General features: G+C 59.7%; 17 protein-coding genes. 12 read left to right on the top strand and 5 right to left on the bottom strand.

Features of this window, described 5'->3' with window-relative positions; translation table 11 throughout:
* Positions 1 to 104 precede the first annotated feature (104 nt).
* The 5 genes from N5D61_RS04880 (at position 105) to N5D61_RS04860 (ending at position 5466) form a co-directional block, all read left to right on the top strand.
* A complete protein-coding gene (locus N5D61_RS04880) occupies positions 105 to 1199 on the top strand; it encodes a polyamine ABC transporter substrate-binding protein (RefSeq protein ID WP_108237497.1) in 1095 nt (364 codons plus the stop codon).
* 173 nt (positions 1200 to 1372) lie between these two features.
* Positions 1373 to 2467 carry a polyamine ABC transporter substrate-binding protein gene (locus N5D61_RS04875; protein ID WP_279891161.1) on the top strand — a complete coding sequence of 365 codons (1095 nt, stop codon included), beginning with the start codon at positions 1373 to 1375 and terminating at the stop codon, positions 2465 to 2467.
* Positions 2468 to 2522: 55 nt separating this feature from the next.
* Entirely contained in the window at positions 2523 to 3665 is a 1143-nt protein-coding gene (gene potA / locus N5D61_RS04870) for a polyamine ABC transporter ATP-binding protein (RefSeq protein ID WP_279891159.1), read from the top strand.
* Positions 3662 to 4582 carry an ABC transporter permease subunit gene (locus N5D61_RS04865; protein WP_108237494.1) on the top strand — a complete coding sequence of 307 codons (921 nt, stop codon included), beginning with the start codon at positions 3662 to 3664 and terminating at the stop codon, positions 4580 to 4582. The genes potA and N5D61_RS04865 overlap by 4 nt, the downstream gene beginning before the upstream one ends.
* Positions 4579 to 5466, top strand: a complete 888-nt coding sequence (locus N5D61_RS04860) for an ABC transporter permease subunit (RefSeq protein ID WP_108237493.1) — start codon at positions 4579 to 4581, stop codon at positions 5464 to 5466. The genes N5D61_RS04865 and N5D61_RS04860 overlap by 4 nt, the downstream gene beginning before the upstream one ends.
* Before the next feature lie 146 nt (positions 5467 to 5612).
* On the opposite strand, the gene N5D61_RS04855 is transcribed toward N5D61_RS04860, so the two are convergent.
* Both N5D61_RS04855 and N5D61_RS04850 read right to left on the bottom strand, forming a co-directional pair.
* Complete coding sequence (locus N5D61_RS04855) at positions 5613 to 8012, bottom strand: penicillin acylase family protein (RefSeq protein ID WP_279891155.1); 2400 nt, start codon at positions 8010 to 8012, stop codon at positions 5613 to 5615.
* 133 nt (positions 8013 to 8145) lie between these two features.
* A complete protein-coding gene (locus N5D61_RS04850; protein ID WP_279891153.1) occupies positions 8146 to 8730 on the bottom strand; it encodes a DUF6436 domain-containing protein in 585 nt (194 codons plus the stop codon).
* A 104-nt stretch (positions 8731 to 8834) separates the two neighbouring features.
* On the opposite strand from N5D61_RS04850, the gene N5D61_RS04845 reads away from it, so the two are divergent.
* Positions 8835 to 9797: an alpha/beta hydrolase gene (locus N5D61_RS04845; RefSeq protein ID WP_279891152.1), complete on the top strand. Its 963-nt coding sequence runs from the start codon at positions 8835 to 8837 to the stop codon at positions 9795 to 9797.
* Positions 9798 to 9827: 30 nt separating this feature from the next.
* Here N5D61_RS04845 and N5D61_RS04840 read toward each other — a convergent pair whose 3' ends face one another.
* A complete protein-coding gene (locus N5D61_RS04840; protein ID WP_108237489.1) occupies positions 9828 to 10568 on the bottom strand; it encodes a DUF2059 domain-containing protein in 741 nt (246 codons plus the stop codon).
* 195 nt (positions 10569 to 10763) lie between these two features.
* Here N5D61_RS04840 and N5D61_RS04835 point away from each other — a divergent pair, with 195 nt between their 5' ends.
* Both N5D61_RS04835 and N5D61_RS04830 read left to right on the top strand, forming a co-directional pair.
* The gene (locus N5D61_RS04835) at positions 10764 to 11396 is read left to right on the top strand and encodes a 2OG-Fe(II) oxygenase (protein WP_279891602.1); all 633 of its coding nucleotides are present in this window, start codon (positions 10764 to 10766) and stop codon (positions 11394 to 11396) included.
* 221 nt (positions 11397 to 11617) lie between these two features.
* Entirely contained in the window at positions 11618 to 12055 is a 438-nt protein-coding gene (locus N5D61_RS04830) for a DUF4399 domain-containing protein (RefSeq protein ID WP_108237487.1), read from the top strand.
* Between the two features lie 71 nt (positions 12056 to 12126).
* Here N5D61_RS04830 and serA read toward each other — a convergent pair whose 3' ends face one another.
* A complete protein-coding gene (gene serA, locus N5D61_RS04825) occupies positions 12127 to 13356 on the bottom strand; it encodes a phosphoglycerate dehydrogenase (protein WP_108237486.1) in 1230 nt (409 codons plus the stop codon).
* 203 nt (positions 13357 to 13559) lie between these two features.
* Between serA and N5D61_RS04820 the strand changes: the two genes are divergently transcribed.
* The 4 genes from N5D61_RS04820 (at position 13560) to N5D61_RS04805 (ending at position 17759) form a co-directional block, all read left to right on the top strand.
* Positions 13560 to 14954 (top strand): FAD-binding oxidoreductase, encoded by a 1395-nt coding sequence (locus N5D61_RS04820; protein WP_279891151.1) that lies wholly within the window; start codon positions 13560 to 13562, stop codon positions 14952 to 14954.
* Positions 14955 to 14994: 40 nt separating this feature from the next.
* Positions 14995 to 15660 carry a fumarylacetoacetate hydrolase family protein gene (locus N5D61_RS04815; protein ID WP_108237483.1) on the top strand — a complete coding sequence of 222 codons (666 nt, stop codon included), beginning with the start codon at positions 14995 to 14997 and terminating at the stop codon, positions 15658 to 15660.
* Positions 15661 to 15844: 184 nt separating this feature from the next.
* Entirely contained in the window at positions 15845 to 16765 is a 921-nt protein-coding gene (locus N5D61_RS04810) for an SdiA-regulated domain-containing protein (RefSeq protein ID WP_279891149.1), read from the top strand.
* Positions 16766 to 16856: 91 nt separating this feature from the next.
* Positions 16857 to 17759, top strand: a complete 903-nt coding sequence (locus tag N5D61_RS04805; RefSeq protein ID WP_108237481.1) for an SdiA-regulated domain-containing protein — start codon at positions 16857 to 16859, stop codon at positions 17757 to 17759.
* 130 nt (positions 17760 to 17889) lie between these two features.
* On the opposite strand, the gene rpiA is transcribed toward N5D61_RS04805, so the two are convergent.
* On the bottom strand, positions 17890 to 18561 hold the full coding sequence (rpiA, locus tag N5D61_RS04800; protein ID WP_279891148.1) for a ribose-5-phosphate isomerase RpiA: 672 nt from the start codon (positions 18559 to 18561) through the stop codon (positions 17890 to 17892).
* Positions 18562 to 18879: the final 318 nt, after the last annotated feature.

The following is an 18879-nucleotide window of genomic DNA, read 5'->3' as shown; positions in this document are numbered from 1 at the left end:
GTTATGCATTAAGGCAGGCCGCTCTGCTTGTAACGCCGCCCGGGAAATTGCCAGACTAACGGTTGTTTCAGTCGCCGCTAACATAAAACATTGGAGCTGTACGAATGAAGAAATTTGGCAAAACCCTTCTCGCCTTGTCCCTGATGGGCGCAGTGGCCGCTGCGAACGCCGATGACAAAACTCTGCACGTCTACAACTGGTCCGATTACATCGCGCCGAACACCATCGCCGATTTCGAAAAAGAGTCGGGCATTAAAGTGGTGTATGACGTCTTCGACAGCAACGAGACCCTGGAAGCCAAGCTGTTGGCAGGCAAATCGGGCTACGACATCGTCGTTCCGTCCAACAACTTCCTGGCCAAGCAGATCAAGGCCGGCGTCTATCAGGAGCTGGACAAGTCCAAGCTGCCTAACTACAAGAACCTCGACCCCGCGCTGCTGAAAGCCGTCTCGGTCAGTGACCCGGACAACAAGCACGCTTTCCCGTACATGTGGGGTTCGATCGGCATTGGCTTCAACCCGGACAAGGTCAAGGCCGCGCTGGGTGCCAACGCACCGACCAACTCCTGGGACCTGCTCTTCAAGCCTGAAAACGCGGCCAAGCTGAAAGGCTGTGGCATTAGCTTCCTCGATTCGCCGACCGAAATGATCCCGGTAGCGCTGCATTACCTGGGGCTGCCAACCGACAGCCAGAAGAAAGAAGACATCGAGAAAGCCGAAGCACTGTTCAAGAAGATTCGTCCTTCGATCACCTATTTCCATTCGTCCAAGTACATTTCGGACCTGGCCAACGGCAACATCTGCGTAGCCGTGGGCTACTCGGGTGACATCTATCAGGCCAAAGCCCGCGCCGAAGAAGCGGGTGGCAAGGTGAAGGTCAGCTACAACATTCCGAAGGAAGGTGCGGGCAGCTTCTATGACATGGTTGCCATCCCGAAAGACGCTGAAAACGTCGAGGGCGCCTATAAGTTCATGAACTTCATCCTGCAGCCTAAAGTGATGGCCGAAATCACCAATGCCGTCCACTTCCCTAACGGCAACAAAGCGGCGACCGAATTCGTGGACAAGGAAATCACCTCGGACCCAGGTGTCTACCCACCCGCCGATGTCCTGGCCAAGCTGTATGCAATCGCAGACCTGCCTGCCGCGACTCAGCGCCTGCTGACCCGCAGCTGGACCAATATCAAGTCGGGCAAATAAGCCTGGCGGGGTGAGGGCTCAGGTCCTCACCCCCCCACAATAATCTGCGTATTCAAAAGTTTTTTTTGCGAGAAGCGTTCATCGACGGTAAGTTGCGCGCCGGAATTGTCACAGGCAGCCACTACTGTCGTCGGCACGGCCTTCAGGCCCACCCACTGAAAAGGACTGCAAACGTGTCTATTTCTTTATTTTCCAAAGGCTTGCTGCTGGGCGCCGGTCTGACCCTCGCCGTCGGGGCTTACGCGGAATCCACCGTTCGTATTTACAACTGGTCCGACTACATCGGCAACACGACGCTCGCCGACTTCGAGTCCACCACCGGGATCAAGACCAAATACGATGTCTTCGACTCCAACGAAACCCTGGAAGGCAAGCTGCTGGCCGGCCACACCGGTTATGACGTTGTGGTCCCTTCCAACCACTTCCTTGGCAAGCAGATCAAGGCCGGTGCGTTCCAGAAACTCGACAAGTCGTTGCTCCCCAATTATTCCAACCTTGATCCCGAACTGATGAAGCGCCTGGAGAAGAACGATCCGGGCAATCAGTACGCGGTCCCCTATCTGTGGGGCACCAACGGGATTGGTTACAACGTCGACAAGGTCAAGAAAGCCCTGGGCGTCGACACCATCGACTCCTGGGCGGTGTTGTTCGAGCCCGAGAACATCAAGAAGCTGCAAAAGTGTGGCGTCGCGTTCCTCGATTCGGCCGACGAGATGATGCCTGCCGTGCTGAACTACATGGGCTTGAGCCCTAACAGCACCGACGAAAAGGATTACAAGAAGGCCGAAGACAAGTTGCTCAAGGTGCGGCCGTACGTCACCTACTTCAATTCCTCGAAATACATAACGGACCTGGCCAACGGCGACATCTGCGTGGCGGCCGGTTTCTCGGGGGACGTCTTCCAGGCCAAAGCGCGGGCGCAAGAGGCTGGTAAAGGCGTCAATATCGCTTATTCGATCCCGAAAGAAGGCGGCAACTTGTGGTTCGACATGCTGGCAATCCCCGCTGACGCGCCGGATGTCAAAGCCGCTCATGCCTTCATCAACTACATCCTGAAACCGGACGTGATTGCCAAGGTCAGTGACCAGGTGGGTTACGCCAACCCGAACCCGGCTTCAGGGGAGCTGATGGATCAGGAAATCCGTAACGACGAGTCGGTTTATCCCTCTGCAGACGTGCAGAAGCGGCTGTACGTCAACTCCGAGTTGCCACCGAAGATCCAGCGCGTGATGACCCGCAGCTGGACCAAGATCAAATCCGGTAAATAAAGACCTGGCGCCCGGCTCTACCGGCCGGACGCACGAACAGTTGGGAGTTTCACCCATGGCAGTTGCCTCCGGCGCCTACAAAAAAGCCCTTGAGGGTGGTCAGCAACCTAAACAGGTGTTGGTCAAGATCGATCGGGTCACGAAGAAGTTCGACGAGACGGTTGCTGTGGACGATGTCTCTCTGCAGATCAACAAAGGCGAGATCTTCGCTTTGCTCGGCGGCTCCGGCTCTGGCAAGTCGACACTGCTGCGCATGCTGGCGGGATTCGAGCGTCCGACCGAGGGTCGGATCTTCCTCGACGGCGTCGACATCACTGACATGCCGCCCTACGACCGCCCGATCAACATGATGTTTCAGTCCTACGCGCTGTTTCCGCACATGACCGTGGCGCAGAACATCGCTTTCGGGCTGCAGCAGGACAAATTGCCCAAGCAAGAGATCGAGGCCCGAGTGGCCGAGATGCTCAAGCTGGTGCAGATGACACAGTACGCCAAGCGCAAGCCGCATCAGCTCTCCGGTGGCCAACGTCAGCGCGTGGCACTGGCCCGTTCGCTGGCCAAGAAACCGAAACTGCTGCTGCTTGATGAGCCGATGGGCGCACTGGACAAGAAGCTGCGTTCGCAGATGCAACTGGAACTGGTGGAGATCATTGAGCGCGTGGGCGTGACCTGTGTGATGGTGACCCATGACCAGGAAGAGGCCATGACCATGGCCCAACGCATCGCGATCATGCACCTGGGCTGGATCGCGCAGATCGGCAGTCCTGTGGACATCTACGAGACCCCGACCAGCCGTCTGGTGTGTGAATTCATCGGCAACGTCAACCTGTTCGACGGTGAGGTCGTCGAAGATATGGAAGGCTTTGCGCGGATCCGCAGCCCCGAGCTGGAGCGTGACATCTACGTCGGCCACGGCGTGAGCACCTCGGTGGAAGACAAGCACATCACCTACGCGATCCGCCCGGAAAAGCTGCTGATCACCACCGAGCAGCCCACTACCGAGTACAACTGGTCGCGCGGCAAGGTGCATGACATCGCGTACCTGGGCGGCCATTCGGTGTTCTACGTACAACTGGCCTGCGGCAAGCTGGTCCAGTCGTTCGTCGCCAACGCCGAGCGCCGAGGCGCGCGTCCGACCTGGGAAGACGAGGTCTACGTCTGGTGGGAAGACGACAGCGGCGTGGTGCTTCGCTCATGAAAATTCGCAAAGTCAAACGCGCACTCAATCGCATCGTACCCAATGGCCGCCAAGCGGTGATCGGGGTGCCATTCCTGTGGTTGTTCCTGTTTTTCGCTCTGCCATTTCTGATCGTTATTAAAATCAGTTTCGCAGAGGCTGACGTCTCGATTCCGCCGTATACCGAAGTGTTTTCCTACGCCGAGCAAAAGCTCGACATTGTGCTCAACTTCGCCAACTACGCGTTGTTGACCGGGGACGACCTGTACATTTCGGCGTATCTGGGCTCGTTGAAGATGGCGTTCTTCAGCACCCTGTTGTGCCTGTTGATCGGCTATCCGATGGCCTATGGCATCTCCATTGCCCGCAAGGACATGCAGACGGTGCTGTTGTTGCTGATCATGATGCCCACTTGGACCGCGATTCTGATCCGGGTCTACGCGTGGATGGGGATTCTCAGCAACAACGGCCTGCTCAATGGCTTCCTGTTGTGGCTTGGTGTGATCAACGAACCGCTGCAGATCCTCAACACCAACCTGGCGGTTTATATCGGCGTCGTGTACTCGTATTTGCCGTTCATGATTCTGCCGCTGTACGCCAACCTGGTAAAGCATGATCCCAGCCTGCTCGAGGCTGCGTCCGACCTGGGTTCTAGCACCTTCAACAGCTTTTGGAAGATCACCGTTCCATTGTCCAAGAACGGCATCATCGCCGGCTGCATGTTGGTGTTCATTCCGGTGGTGGGTGAGTTCGTCATCCCTGAACTGCTCGGCGGCCCCGAGACGCTGATGATCGGCAAAGTCTTGTGGCAAGAGTTCTTCAACAACCGCGACTGGCCGGTGGCGTCTTCGCTGGCGGTGGTGATGCTGTTGATCCTCATCGTCCCGATCATTCTGTTCAACCGCAGCCAGGCCAAAGAACTGGAGGGCAAGGCATGAGAGGCTTCCGATTCTCGAACCTGATGTTGGTGCTTGGCCTGATATTCATCTACGCGCCCATGGTCATCCTGGTGATCTATTCGTTCAACGCCTCGAAGTTGGTAACTGTCTGGGGGGGCTGGTCGGTCAAGTGGTATGTCGGTCTGCTAGACAATACCCAATTGATGGCCGCTGTCGCGCGCTCTCTGGAAATCGCCTGCTACACCTCGGTGGCTGCCGTGGCGCTGGGTACGATGGCGGCGTTCGTGCTGACCCGCGTCACTCGGTTCAAGGGCCGCACGTTTTTCGGTGGTCTGGTCACCGCACCGCTGGTCATGCCCGAGGTCATCACGGGGCTGTCGCTGCTGCTGCTGTTCGTCGCCATGGCGCAATTGATCGGTTGGCCGCAGGAACGCGGTATCGTCACGATCTGGATCGCCCACACGACCTTCTGTGCGGCCTACGTGGCAGTGGTGGTGTCGGCGCGCCTGCGAGAACTGGACCTGTCCATCGAAGAGGCGGCCATGGACCTCGGCGCGCGTCCCTGGAAGGTGTTCTTCCTGATCACCATCCCGATGATTGCGCCGTCACTGGCCGCGGGCGGCATGATGTCGTTCGCGCTGTCGCTGGACGATCTGGTGCTGGCCAGCTTCGTTTCCGGTCCAGGCTCGACGACCCTGCCGATGGAGGTGTTCTCGGCGGTGCGCCTGGGCGTGAAGCCTGAGATCAACGCGATCGCCAGCCTCATCCTGCTGGCAGTGTCACTGGCGACCTTTCTGGTGTGGTTCTTCAGCCGCCGCGCTGAAGAAAACCGCAAGAAGGCCATTCAGCAGGCCATCGAGGAAGCTGCGGCCGACGGCTGGAAACAGCCGCAGGTGCGTCGCCCGCAGGTGGAAACGGTTTAATTCCGGGTTCGATTGCGCACTGATCGTTCCCACGCTCCGCGTGGGAACGCATCCACCGACGCTCCGCGTCGCCAGATGCTGGACGCGGAGCATCCTGGGCTGCGTCCCCACGCGGAGCGTGGGGACGATCATCGGGATAGGGTGTGTCAGTCGGACGGCACCAACCTCAACACCTCTTTGCTATTCCCCGCCACATCGTCCTCACTGAACCGCTCCGGCAGGTACTGTCCGCTGATGTAGGCTTTGGCCTGGTCGGCATAGCGCTTGTCAAACAACACCCCGCTTTGTCCGACCGGATTGATACCCAGCGCGTGTGCCGGATCGGCGAAGTCGATCAGCCGTCGTGTCGAAGGCCCATAAGTCACTGGCCACGGCGCGGTGGTAATGTTGGCCGACAGGTTGTTCGGCACTTCGTGGGTGCCCGGTGCGGCGAACGGACCGATATTGAACAGTGCGTCCAGCGGTGGCTGGCGACCGAGCGGGTGTTCATGGGTCAGGGTATGGGCCTTGCCCCATGTCCACTCACTCGGGTTCTGGCCATACAGCGAACGCAAGTGGGAAACGGCTGCATGCCAGGCCATCTTGACGGTATTGTCGCGGCTCTCGGTCTCGTTGGAATTGCGGTTGTTCCACCACGGCGACTTGGCATCGGCGGCCAGTCTGGGCAGCGCCATGTCGATCACGCGTGTGGACAGCAGCGTCGCGAACAGGCCGTCACCCAACTCGTCGCGGAACGTCTGATCGCACAGGTTGTACAGGAACTGGTTGAACAGCGTGGCGCCCACCGAGTCCAGAGGGTAGTCACCCTTCCAGGCGGCCAGACGCTCGATCAGGTCGTGCTCCTCGGGATCACTGATCACCCGACGCAGCACGGGAAGCAGCGGCGTCAAGACTTGCTGCGGATAATCGGTCTGGGTGCCCAATTGCAGCGCTTTACTGTTCTCCAGGTGCCATTTGACCGTCCCGTCGCTCAGTTGCCTGTCCAAACGACGGCCTCGCTCGGCGAGGTTGTAATAGCCGGGAATCTCCATGCCAGTCGGCGACACCGGCTGGAAGTTGGCCGAGACGATATAGCCACGCGCCGGATTTTCTTCCTGCGGGTTGGCGCTGAAAGGGTAGAAACCCGTCTTGTCTGCCTGGTCAGTGCTCCCGTCGAGAATGAACGCCGGATTGACACCGTCCGGGCGCACCGGCAGTTGGGCGGCTGCCCACCAGCCGATATCGCCTTTCGCGTTGGCGTACACCACATTCAGACCTGGCGAATGGATCTTCGCGGCGGCAGTGCGCATTTTGTCCAGTGTGTCGGCGCGGTTCGCCTCGTAGAAACCCTGCAGGATCGGGTTGTCCGATTCCAGAAAGGACCACCACATCGCCACGGGCGTGTCGGCGTGATCCTGAATGCCGCTGGCCGTCAGAACATCGTTGATGATCGGACCATGGGGAGATTGACGCAGGGTAAAGGTAATCGGCGACTCGCCTTTGACCTTGATCTGTTCAGGGCGTGAGGTCATGTCCGCCCAGGCGCCGTGGTACCAGACTTGATTCGGGTTCTGCGGGTTGACCTTTTCCGCGACCAGGTCCAGGTCGTCGTTCTGAAACATGGTCAGGCTCCAGCCAAAGTCCATGTTATGGCCGAGCAGGGCGAAGGGGTTGAGGGCCTGGAAATGCCCGTACAGCTCGAAATCGGGGGAGGTCAGTTGTGCTTCGTACCACACCGCTGGCACCGAGAAGCGAATATGCGGATCGCCCGCCAGCAGCGGTCTGCCGCTTTGGGTCCTACGGCCTGATACGGCCCATGCGTTGCTACCCTCGAATTGAGGCAACCCTGCGTCTTCCAACGCTTGCTGGCTGAGCAGCGCCAGGTCGCTCAGCCCCTTCCAGTCATTGCCGCTCAGGGCGGGTTTGGAGGGCAGCGCGCCATCGGGCTGCCAGCCCAAGTCGAAGGTCTTCAAATACTCGGGGCCCAATTGATCCCGGACGTAAGTCAGCAGCGGTTCGGTTCGAAAGGCCGCGGCGAAGCTGTACGCCAGGTAGCCCCCGATGCTCAGCGTGTCTTCGGCGGTAAACGGCCGTTTCTCGATGCCCAGCACATCGAATTCGATGGGCCTCGGGTGGCTGGCCTGATACTGGTTCACGCCGTCGAGATAAGCCTCCAAGGCTTGCCAGGCCGGGGTGTTCTTGTCCTGCCGGGCGACGTATGCATCGGCGTGCTCGCGAATGCGTAAGCTGCGGAACAGTTTATCGGTGTTGACCAGCTTGGGCCCCAGCACTTCCGCGAGCTCGCCCCGGGCCAGTCGACGCAGGATTTCCATCTGGAAGAGCCGGTCCTGCGCGTGCACATACCCCAATGCGCGGTACAGGTCGTCCTGATGCTCGGCCTTGATGTGCGGCACGCCGCGCTCGTCGTAACGTACGCTGACCGGGGCGCGAAGATGGGCCAGGGCCATTTCACCATTGCGCATCGGTTGCTTGCTGTGGACATACCAGGCCCCGCCGCCTGCGAGCAGGACAAGTACGGCTGCGATGACGAAAAGGCTGCGTTTCATCCAAAGGCCCGAACGATCAGAGATAAGCCCGGAAGGCTACAGATTTGTGGTCGGCCTGTGTAGAAGCATTCCGTCCCGTGATGATCTTCGTATCTCGGCGCGTATCTCGTGAGGTATCCGCTGAGGAGCCCGTTCAATGCTCAAGCCACGGGCAGTAACAACCCACCGCCATCGTATGGGTCGCGCTCACGGTTCTGTCAGCCATGAGCGCTTGCAGAATCGGCTCCACGAAGCTGTTCTGCGAATTGCAGACCAGCCCTTCGCTGTACGGCCCGAAATAGGCCAGTCGGCCTTGACGGTCCCAGATGGCGATGGCTGGGCTCGAAGGGATTCGATCCGCGCCCGGCACACTGCCAAGGGGTTTGATCGCGCTCAGGCTGGCAGGCAACCGTCCTTGCGAGCCCGGCTTTTGTACGGCGTAGAAATCGACGCCGCGGTCGGTGGAAAACCGGGCCACCAATTCGCTCAAATGCTCCTGATTGCCGACGTTGCAGGGGCAGGCCGGGTCCCAGAAATGCACGACCCGAATGCGCCCTGGGCCGGCCATGTCTTCGGGCAAACCCAGACTGTCTCCGGTAAAAAGAACGGCTCGGTCACTGAACGCCCGGACGTATCGGCCCTCAAACCACCGGAATCCCAGCCAAAGGGCCGCTGCACACAGGATGGCGACCAGCGCGATTGCAACAGTACGGCGTCGGGCGAGTGATCGGGCGGTCATGGTCGGGCTTCGATTGGGGTGACGTAGCTTGCCACGCCTCTGCGGACAGAAGAAACTCACCACGCTGCGTCACTGTGTGCCTATTTGCCGGATCTGGAATGCCGATGTCCAACACCTTCGACCCTGAACGCCTGCGAGCCGGTCTGCAACCTCTGATTGCCGGGCTTATGCCCTCCGAGGAGGAACAGGCCTACCAGCGTTTCTACAGCTTGGCGGGGTTGGGACGTGAGGGTCGGATTACCAGTCGTCTCGGGCGTTTCGAGGTCGGCGGCTATGAAATCGTCACCCAATTATGGACCCCGGAACAGCCGGTCGCGACGCTGGTCCTGGTGCATGGCTTCTACGACCACATGGGCCTGTATCGGCATGTCATCGAATGGGCCCTGGGACTGGGGTTCGCAGTGATTTCCTGCGACCTGCCGGGCCATGGTCTGTCGAGTGGCACGCGGGCGAGTATTACCGATTTCGCCGAATACCAAGCGGTGCTGGAGCGGCTGTTCGCCGAAGCTGACGCTCTCCGTTTACCCAAGCCGTGGCACATTTGCGGGCAAAGCACAGGCGGTGCAATTGTCATCGATCACTTGCTCCACCACGGCGATGCAAGCCCGATCGATGGCCAGTCCATACTGTTGGCGCCCTTGGTGCGGCCGCGCGGCTGGACGTGGTCGAAGGTCAGCTACTACCTGCTGCGGGCGTTCGTCAAAGGCATCGATCGACGCTTCAGTGAGAATTCCAACGCGCCTGCGTTTTTGCCCTTTCTAATGGCCGACCCTTTGCAGCCTCGACGCTTGCCCACCGAGTGGGTGGGTGCCCTGGCGAAGTGGATCGTGCGCATCGAAAGCGCCCCGCACAGCGCGCGCAGCCCGCTGATCGTGCAGGGCGAATCGGACATGACCGTGGACTGGAGCCACAACCTGGCGGTGCTGAATGAAAAATTCGCCCATCCCCAGATCTTCATGATGCATGAAGCCCGGCATCATCTGGCCAATGAATTGCCTGAGCTGAGAGCGCGATTCTTCGAGTTTCTGACTTCGCGGATGGGGCAGGGCTATGACGCTGGGCGCTGACCGTCGAGTACGCTAGCAGCGCGCTGGGTATCAGTTCAGGTTTTGCCCGACTGCAAGGCCCGCCCGAATCGCGGCCAGCGCCGCCTGGTAATACGCCTGGCCCTGAGACGACTCGGCAAAAGTCGAAAACTCTTCCAGTTCGGCATCGGTCAGGTCGCGGTAGACATACAGCATGGTATTGCTCATGTCGGCGGCAATCTGTTGCATCAACCGTTGGCGTTGACCTTCGAGCATGCCTTGGGTCGAGCCACCCCCCATCAGGCCCGGGATCATCGAGCTCAGGCTGTCGGCAGCCACCCCGGCGATTGCCAGGCTCACCTCGGCCCCCGCTTCCTTGGCAGGCAGGGCATTGGCCAGATGACCGATGATCAACACTCGGTTGTCGTCAGCCTGCATCTTTGGCAACCCTTGGGCATTCTTCGCCAATTGATCCGGGCGGGTAGCGGTCAACTCGGCATTGACGATCTTGCGCCCCAACGGTGACTGGAAAAATTGCAGGGCCGGGTTCGGATCCCGAAGCGTCTGGCGTAACTTCTGTGCGGCCCGTTGATCCATGGCTTGCGGCGCGAACCGCTGATTGCTGTTGTTCACCAGGGCATCGAACACTGCAGGCGGCAGGCTGTTTTTGTAGCGCTGCTGCGCCGCCTTGAGGGCGTCGTTAAAGTGCGCGCGTTGTTCTGGCCAGCCCGCGACGTTATACAACTGGTCGTAGCCGTCTGCCCATGCGGGCAGCGTGCAGAACATCAACAGCAGGAAAAACAGACGGCGCATTAGGGACTCCTGTCGGCAGGCGGCTATTCTCGGTGGGGTGGCAGGGATTTGTCGAGTTAACAGTCGCCAGACCCCAATAAAATCCGAGGGTTCGGCCGTGTTTTGGGCAAACGGGTGTTGCCGCGTCAAACCCTGGAAAAGATTCTTCGGTTCCCGGCCTGCAGGCTCTGTTGGAGCGGGCGCCGTATGGATACTATGCGCGGCATGCACCTATCTCCCGATGACTCACTGCTGACGCACATCGTCGACGACCTGGCCGAACGCGGCTGGTCGCGGCAACGCCTGTTTTTGCCTGAATCGCTGACCGGTGAGTTGGCCCGCGAGTGCCGCAAGCGTGCGGCTGAAGGTGAGCTGGCACCCGCGGGTGTCGGGCGCGGTGCCGCGCAGGAGGTGCGCGAGGGGATTCGCGGCGATCATATCCAGTGGCTGGAGCCGGGCCAGTCTGCCTCCTGCGATCAGTACCTGGAGTTGATGGACAGCTTGCGTCAAGCACTCAATCGCGGCCTGTTTCTGGGGCTGGAAGACTTCGAGAGCCATTTCGCGCTTTATCCGCCGGGCGCGTTCTATCGCAGGCATGTGGACCGCTTTCAGGATGACGACAAGCGCATGGTCTCCGCCGTGGTGTACCTCAATGATCACTGGCTGCCAGAGCAGGGTGGGCAACTGCGCATGTTTCCAGAGGGCGGCGGAGTCCTCGATGTGCTGCCCGTCGGTGGCAGCCTGGCGGTATTCCTGTCAGGTGACATGCCCCATGAAGTCTTGCCTGCGAGCCGTGAGCGTCTGTCGTTGACCGGATGGTTTCGACGGCGAGGAAACGAGCCCTTCTAAATATTGGGGCAGGGCGTGTTCATTGCCGCTGCCCTGCACCGCGTGGCGCAATTGGCCCCAAGATGAAATTTTCGGCATGAGCCCGCTCTTCCGAGACCCCGTGCAGCAGACCGGGCTAAGGTATTCACCGTGCCGGACCGTCTGGCGATCGACCCTGAACCGGGCCGGCAGGCCCGTGGTCCCAGCCCGGTCGACGCATCACCTCAATAACGGGAGAGACCATGAACACCTCATTTGCTAGAACTGCCTTGGCTGGACTGTTGCTCGGTTCGACGTTTTTGGTCCACGCCGCCGATGTGCCGCGCACGCCGTCGCCTGCGGGCGCTGAGGCTTACATCATCTCGCCCAAGGATGGCGCGACCGTCAACGGGACTTTCAAAGTGCAGTTCGGCCTCAAGGGCATGGGCGTTGCGCCCGCTGGTGTCGACATCCCTGATACCGGTCATCACCACCTGTTGATCGACGTGAAGGATCAGCCGGACATGAACGCTCCGCTGCCGACCACAGACAACATCCGCCATTACGGCAAAGGCCAGACCGAAACCGAACTGACCCTCGCACCCGGCCAACACACCCTGCAATTGCTGGTGGGTGACAAGAGTCACATCCCGCTGAACCCGGTGGTCGAGTCTCAGAAGATCACCATCACCGTGAAGTGATCCCCAGTTACGCAGTAGCCGGTACAAAAAAAGGAGACCCGAAGGTCTCCTTTTTCATTTCAGTCAGAGGTTCAGAACAGCACGCGGCTGCGAATGGTGCCTTTGATCTGTTGCAGCTTCTCTTGGGCCAGGTCCGAGTATTCGGCATCGACGTCAATGACGACGTAACCGACTTTCTCGTTGGTCTGCAAGAACTGGCCGGAAATGTTGATGCCGTTTTCCGCGAACACTTTGTTGATTTCGCTGAGCACGCCCGGAATGTTTTCGTGGATGTGCAGCAGGCGGTGTTTGCCAGGGTGAGCGGGCAGGGCGACTTCCGGGAAGTTGACCGAGGACACCGAGGTGCCGTTGTCGCTGTACTTGACCAGCTTCTCGGCGACTTCCAGACCGATGTTGGCCTGTGCTTCGGCAGTAGAACCACCGATGTGCGGCGTCAGGATCACATTGTCCAAGCCACGTAGCGGGCTTTCGAACACGTCATCGTTGGAACGAGGCTCGACCGGGAACACGTCGATGGCTGCGCCGATCAGGTGCTGATCCTTGATGGCGGCGGCCAGCGCTTCCAGCTCGACCACGGTGCCGCGTGCGGCGTTGATCAGGATCGCGCCCTTCTTCATCGAGCGGATTTCTTTTTCACCGATCATCCACTGCGTGGACGGCAATTCGGGCACGTGGAGCGAAACGATGTCCGCCAGGCCCAGCAGCTCGGTCAGGCTGGTGACCTGAGTGGCGTTACCCAGCGGCAGCTTGGTGAGCGGGTCGTAGAAGAACACCTGCATGCCCAAACTCTCGGCCAGGACCGACAACTGCGTACCGATCGAGCCGTAACCGATGATGCCAAGCTTCTTGCCACGGATTTCGAAGGAGTTGGCGGCGCTCTTGATCCAGCCCCCGCGATGGCAGGAAGCGTTCTTCTCCGGGATGCCGCGCAGCAGCAGGATGGCTTCGGCCAGGACCAGCTCGGCTACCGAACGGGTGTTGGAGTATGGGGCGTTGAACACCGCGATGCCGCGCTCGCGGGCCGCATTCAGGTCCACTTGGTTGGTGCCGATGCAGAAGCAGCCCACCGCGACCAATTTCTTGGCGCCGTCGAAGATTTCCTCGGTCAGGTGCGTGCGTGAGCGGATCCCGATGAAATGAGCGTCGGCAATCTTTTCCTTCAGTTCGGCTTCAGGCAGGGACTTGGTGTGGTACTCGATGTTGGAGTAACCCGCGGCCTTGAGGACGTCGACGGCGGATTGATGGACGCCTTCGAGAAGAAGGAACTTGATCTTGCTCTTGTCGAGGGAAGTCTTGCTCATCTGCGTAAACCTGTGTCCCGGAGAAAAATGGCAGGGAGTGGCCAGCTGGGAGGTTGGCCTCACGGCGCAACGGCGCCATCGCAGGTCGGCCTCAGGCACGTCGCTGCGGGGGCGGTATGCTAGCATATGTGCCCCGCTAAATACCTGCTCCTGCGACGTGAGCCGTTCTCAGGATGACCATGAATTGTTCGAGAGTTCCGTTGATGACCCAGCCTGCGTGGATAGATGAACTGAAGTCATTGGTCGAGCCTGGAAAGGTCCTGACCGACCCCGATTCGCTTCAGGCGTATGGCAAGGACTGGACCCGTCAGTTCGATCCTGCGCCCAGCGCCATCGTGTTCCCGAAAACCGCCGAGCAGGTTCAGGCGATCGTGCGCTGGGCCAATGCGCACAAGGTGGCACTCGTTCCCTCGGGTGGGCGCACCGGCCTGTCTGCCGCCGCAGTGGCGATGAACGGTGAAGTGGTCGTCTCGTTCGACTACATGAATCAGATTCTCGAGCTCAACGTGACCGATCGCACTGTGCGCTGCCAGCCGGGCGTGATCACCAAGCAGTTGCAGAACTTCGCCGAAGAAAACGGCCTGTATTACCCCGTGGACTTCGCGTCGTCCGGCTCCAGTCAGATTGGCGGCAACATCGGCACCAATGCCGGGGGGATCAAGGTCATCCGCTACGGCATGACCCGTAATTGGGTCTCGGGGCTGAAGGTGGTGACCGGCAAGGGCGATCTGCTGGAGTTGAACAAAGACCTGATCAAGAACGCGACCGGCTACGACTTGCGTCAGCTATTCATCGGCTCCGAAGGCACGCTGGGCTTCGTCGTCGAGGCCACGATGCGTCTGGATCGCGCGCCCAACAACCTGACGTGCATGGTGCTCGGCACGCCGGATTTCGACTCCATCATGCCGGTGCTGCATGCCTTTCATGGCAAGCTCGACCTGACCGCCTTCGAGTTCTTCTCCGACAAAGGCCTGGCCCGTATCATGGCCCGGGGCGATGTCCCCGAGCCGTTCGCGACCAAGACCCCTTTCTATGCGTTGCTGGAATTCGAAGCCAGCAACGAAGAAATCGCCAATCAGGCGTTGGCGACGTTCGAGCACTGCGTCGAACAGGGTTGGGTCATCGATGGGGTGATGAGTCAGAGCAAGCAGCAGTTGCAGAACCTTTGGAAGCTGCGCGAATACCTGTCCGAAACCATTTCCCACTGGACACCCTACAAGAACGACATCTCGGTCACGGTCTCCAAGGTGCCGGCCTTTCTCCGGGAAATCGACGCAATCGTCAGCGCGCACTACCCTGATTTCGAGGTCGTCTGGTACGGCCACATCGGCGATGGCAACCTGCACCTGAACATCCTCAAGCCAGAAAACCTGCCCAAGGAAGCGTTCTTCGCCACCTGCGCGAAGGTGAACAAGTGGGTGTTCGAAATCGTCGAGAAGTACAACGGTTCCATCTCCGCCGAGCATGGCGTAGGGCTGGTCAAGCGTGACTACCTCGAATACAGCCGGTCGCCGATGGAGATCGACTACATGCGGGCGGTCAAAGCGGTGTTCGATCCGAATGGCATCATGAATCCCGGCAAGATATTCGCGCTGTAAGCGCCGATCCCAGAACAGACGCTCAAATAGAGGAACGCTCATGAGCTATCAGCACAAATACCTCGACGGTACCAAGGTCCATTTCCCGCTGGGCAAGGTGGTCTGCATCGGCCGTAACTATGCCGAGCATGCGAAGGAGCTGGATAACCCGGTTCCGACCGAGCCATTGCTGTTCATCAAGCCAGGCAGTTGCGTCGTCGAGCTCGAAGGCGGTTTCAGCATTCCGCAGGACCGTGGATCGGTGCATTACGAAGCCGAAATTGCCGTGCTGATTGGCAAGCCGCTGAGCAAGAACCCCAGCCGCGAGGAGGTGCTCGACGCAATCTCCGGTTTTGCACCGGCTTTGGACCTGACGCTGCGCGACGTGCAGTCCAAGCTCAAAGAGAAAGGCCTGCCGTGGGAAATAGCCAAGTCGTTCGACGGTGCAGCGGTTATCGCTCCCTTCGTATCGGCGGACGCCTATCCGGATCTGACGGATATCGCCATCCGCCTGACCGTCAACGGCGAATTGCGTCAGGACGGCAACAGCAGCCAGATGCTCAACCCTATCGTGCCGATGATTCAACACATGGCGTCGCAGTTCTCGCTGCAGGCCGGTGACGTGATCCTCACGGGCACGCCTGCGGGGGTAGGCCCGTTCAATGTGGGTGACCAGATCGTGCTGGAGCTGCCTGGCCAGAGCCGTTTCGAAAGCGACGTGCGCTGAGTTGCCGACGCGTTGCGTGAACCATTTTGGCAGTGGGTTCACGCACGCGGCATTGGCATTTCATCGGCGAGCCTGATGTCCGCGGTTGGCGAGCGAGTTGCCGTTTTTTTCACAAACGATGTGGATAATCGTCCGCCGATCGCAGCGCCTCTGCTGCGCCCATCGACTTTTCTGGATGGTTGCCATGTCCTTTGACACCCAGTCTTTGACTCCTCCCGCATGCCGGCTGCGCTTTCGGGGGGCCTGGTTATTGATCGCCCTGGTGGTGATTCTGGCTGGGTTGTCTTATGCCTGGCATTGGGATGCTCGTGGCCTGCTGTGGCTAAGGGAGCAGACGGCGTCGGCCGCGCAGCGCAATGCGAGTATCTGGTTGCCGGATTATCGGGTGGTCATCGATGGCAAGCCGCTGGCAGGACTGGAGAAGGACGAGGCCTCCGACCTGTCTTACGATGCGTCCACCAAGACCCTCTACTCGGTCATGGGCAAGAACCCGCTTCTGGTCCAGTTGAGCCTGACGGGGGACGTGCTGCGCAAGATTCCGTTGATTGGCTGGGGCAATCCCGAGGGCGTGGCGGTTCTCGGCAACGGCCTGATCGCGATTGTCGATGAGCGTGAGCACATGCTGTCGATGGTCACGGTGTCGCCCGATACGGACAAGCTGAACATCAACGATTTTCCCAAATACGACCTCGGCCCATCGGCCGACCAGAACAAAGCCTTTGAAGGCGTGGCGTGGGATGCGCGCAACCAGCGTCTTCTGCTGGGGGAAGAGCGTCCGCCCGCACTGTTCAGTTGGAAGTCCGATGGCAGCGCGATGCTTAAGGGCGACAAGCAGAGGTGGGTCAATGACAACCTGATCATGCGTAACCTGTCGGCCCTGCACGTGGATCAAAAAACCGGGCATTTGGTGGCCCTGTCGGCGGAGTCGCACCTGTTGCTGGAGCTCGACGATCAAGGCGATGCCGTCAGCTTCATGGCGCTGGTGCGTGGGCTCAACGGCCTGGACCACACTATCCCACGTGCAGAGGGTGTGACCATGGACGATGACGGCACCCTTTATGTGGTCAGTGAGCCGAACCTGTTCTACTCCTTCAAGAAAAAATGATGCCGGCCTGATGCAGGGCTGCGCCTGCTTTCAGCTTCATTTCAGTTTTGCGTGATATTAATACGCTGTCATCTGAATCCGAGCGTCATGCATGCGTTATCTGTCTAGCCCGAAAACGGTTCCGTTCGCGTTATTGCTTCTGGTCGTTCTGGCCATTTCCTACGTCGCCGCTCGCGAATTTCGAGTCCCCGAGCATCTCTGGTTCAACTGGCAGGTGTTCTGGCAGTCCAATGACGCCCAGGCGCTGGGCCTGGACGACTACGAGGTGGCGGTCGAGGCGAGGGTGATCGAAGGGCTGGAGGACAACGTGTCGGCGTTGAGCTTCGATCCCGACCGCAAAACCCTGTTTACCGTCACCAATAAAGATCCGGAATTGATCGAGCTGAGCCTGGATGGCCGTGTGCTGCGGCGCATCCCGCTGAGCGGTTTCGGGGATGCGGAAGCCGTGGAGTACATCAGCCCAGGTGTCTATGTCATCAGCGACGAGCACAGCCAGCGGCTGATCAAAGTCCAGGTGGACGACGAGACGCGTTTTCTCGACGCTGCTGATGCCGAGCAGCTCACGCTGGGAATAGACGCCGGAGGCAACAGCGGTTTCGAAGGGCTGGCCTATGACAACAAGGCCCAGCGCCTCTTCGTGGCCAAGGAGCGCAGACCTGTGCAGATCATCGAGGTGCGCGGTTTTCCTTACCAGCAGGGCGCGGGTCTTGAAGTCACCTCGAGTCGGCGCCGGGATGCGGGCCTGTTCGTGAGGGACCTGTCCAGCCTTCAGTTCGACGAGCGCAGTGGGCACCTGCTCGCGCTGTCCGACGAGTCACGCCAGATACTGGAGCTGGATATCGAGGGCCGACCAGTGGGCAATGTGTCACTGACCAAGGGCAACATGGGCCTGAGCAAGACCGTGCCGCAAGCCGAGGGCATTGCCATGGGCGATGACGGTACCTTGTACCTGGTGAGCGAGCCGAACCTGTTTTATGTGTTCAAGAAACGATGACTCGAAAACGACTAGGTATTTCTTGTAGGACCGCGCTTGCCCGCGATGGCGGTTAACCAGACACCTCAATGGTGACTGATACACCGCTATCGTGGGCAAACGCGCTCCTACAGGACTTGCGTCCGAGCAATCAGCGCGTCAGGGTTTTCACCCCTTCCTGTGTGCCCAGCAGGAGCAGATCGGCCGACCGCGCCGCGAACAGGCCATTGGTGACCACGCCGACGATCGCATTGATCTGCGCTTCAAGCGCCACCGGATCGGTAATGCTCATGTTGTGCACGTCCAGAATGATGTTGCCGTTATCGGTTATCACGCCTTCGCGGTAAACCGGGTCGCCGCCCAGCTTGACCAACTGCCGCGCCACATGGCTGCGGGCCATGGGGATGACTTCGACCGGCAGCGGGAATGCACCCAGCACCGGGACGAGCTTGCTGCCGTCAGCGATGCAAATGAATGTCTTGGCCACGGCTGCAACGATCTTCTCGCGAGTCAGGGCCGCGCCGCCGCCTTTGATCAGGTTCAGGTGTTCGTCGCTTTCGTCGGCGCCGTCGACATAGAACTCCAGGTCGCTGACGGTATTGAGTTCGTACACCGGAATACCGTGGCCTTTGAGACGTGCGGCGGTGGCTTCGGAGCTCGCGACCGCACCGTCGAAGGCGGTCTTGTGTTTGGCCAGGGCATCGATGAAACAGTTGGCCGTGGAGCCCGTGCCGACGCCGACGATGCTTTTGTCGTCGAGTTTCGGAAGGATGAAATCGACCGCGGCCTGGGCGACGGCCTGTTTGAGTTGATCCTGGGTCATGCGGGGTTGGCTCCGGTGAGGAATGCTCTCGTAGGAGCGCGCTTGCCCGCGATTGAGTCGTGTCAGGCGCTGGTAAGTTGAATGACACACCGCAATCGCGGGCAAGCACGCTCCTACAACGAGGAGGCTATCTGTTGAGGGCGGGCATTATAGCGATATGCCGCCTTTAAAACTCGGGTCTTCGTGTGGTCGTCGGTCGGGGCGCGGGGTAGACTTCTCGGCCTTGCCCTTTTCGTCAGTGATGCTCTCCCGATGCTCGAACAGTACGTCAAGAAAATCCTCACCTCCCGCGTCTACGATGTCGCCGTGGAAACCCCT

The organism is Pseudomonas sp. GD03842, from assembly GCF_029841165.1.
Lineage (GTDB): Bacteria > Pseudomonadota > Gammaproteobacteria > Pseudomonadales > Pseudomonadaceae > Aquipseudomonas.
The sequence above is the reverse complement of the archived record's forward strand: the minus strand, read 5'-3'. Positions and strand labels throughout refer to the sequence as shown.

Bases quoted from the DNA above. Each gene is read 5' to 3' on its own strand.
- N5D61_RS04830 (WP_108237487.1), top strand. From the start codon at position 11,618: ATGAACACCTCATTTGCTAGAACTGCCTTGGCTGGACTGTTGCTCGGT.
- serA (WP_108237486.1), bottom strand. From the start codon at position 13,356: ATGAGCAAGACTTCCCTCGACAAGAGCAAGATCAAGTTCCTTCTTCTC.
- N5D61_RS04840 (WP_108237489.1), bottom strand. From the start codon at position 10,568: ATGCGCCGTCTGTTTTTCCTGCTGTTGATGTTCTGCACGCTGCCCGCA.
- N5D61_RS04805 (WP_108237481.1), top strand. From the start codon at position 16,857: ATGCGTTATCTGTCTAGCCCGAAAACGGTTCCGTTCGCGTTATTGCTT.
- N5D61_RS04815 (WP_108237483.1), top strand. From the start codon at position 14,995: ATGAGCTATCAGCACAAATACCTCGACGGTACCAAGGTCCATTTCCCG.
- N5D61_RS04850 (WP_279891153.1), bottom strand. From the start codon at position 8,730: ATGACCGCCCGATCACTCGCCCGACGCCGTACTGTTGCAATCGCGCTG.
- potA (WP_279891159.1), top strand. From the start codon at position 2,523: ATGGCAGTTGCCTCCGGCGCCTACAAAAAAGCCCTTGAGGGTGGTCAG.
- N5D61_RS04865 (WP_108237494.1), top strand. From the start codon at position 3,662: ATGAAAATTCGCAAAGTCAAACGCGCACTCAATCGCATCGTACCCAAT.
- N5D61_RS04855 (WP_279891155.1), bottom strand. From the start codon at position 8,012: ATGAAACGCAGCCTTTTCGTCATCGCAGCCGTACTTGTCCTGCTCGCA.
- N5D61_RS04845 (WP_279891152.1), top strand. From the start codon at position 8,835: ATGTCCAACACCTTCGACCCTGAACGCCTGCGAGCCGGTCTGCAACCT.
- rpiA (WP_279891148.1), bottom strand. From the start codon at position 18,561: ATGACCCAGGATCAACTCAAACAGGCCGTCGCCCAGGCCGCGGTCGAT.
- N5D61_RS04810 (WP_279891149.1), top strand. From the start codon at position 15,845: ATGTCCTTTGACACCCAGTCTTTGACTCCTCCCGCATGCCGGCTGCGC.
- N5D61_RS04860 (WP_108237493.1), top strand. From the start codon at position 4,579: ATGAGAGGCTTCCGATTCTCGAACCTGATGTTGGTGCTTGGCCTGATA.
- N5D61_RS04835 (WP_279891602.1), top strand. From the start codon at position 10,764: ATGCGCGGCATGCACCTATCTCCCGATGACTCACTGCTGACGCACATC.
- N5D61_RS04880 (WP_108237497.1), top strand. From the start codon at position 105: ATGAAGAAATTTGGCAAAACCCTTCTCGCCTTGTCCCTGATGGGCGCA.
- N5D61_RS04820 (WP_279891151.1), top strand. From the start codon at position 13,560: ATGACCCAGCCTGCGTGGATAGATGAACTGAAGTCATTGGTCGAGCCT.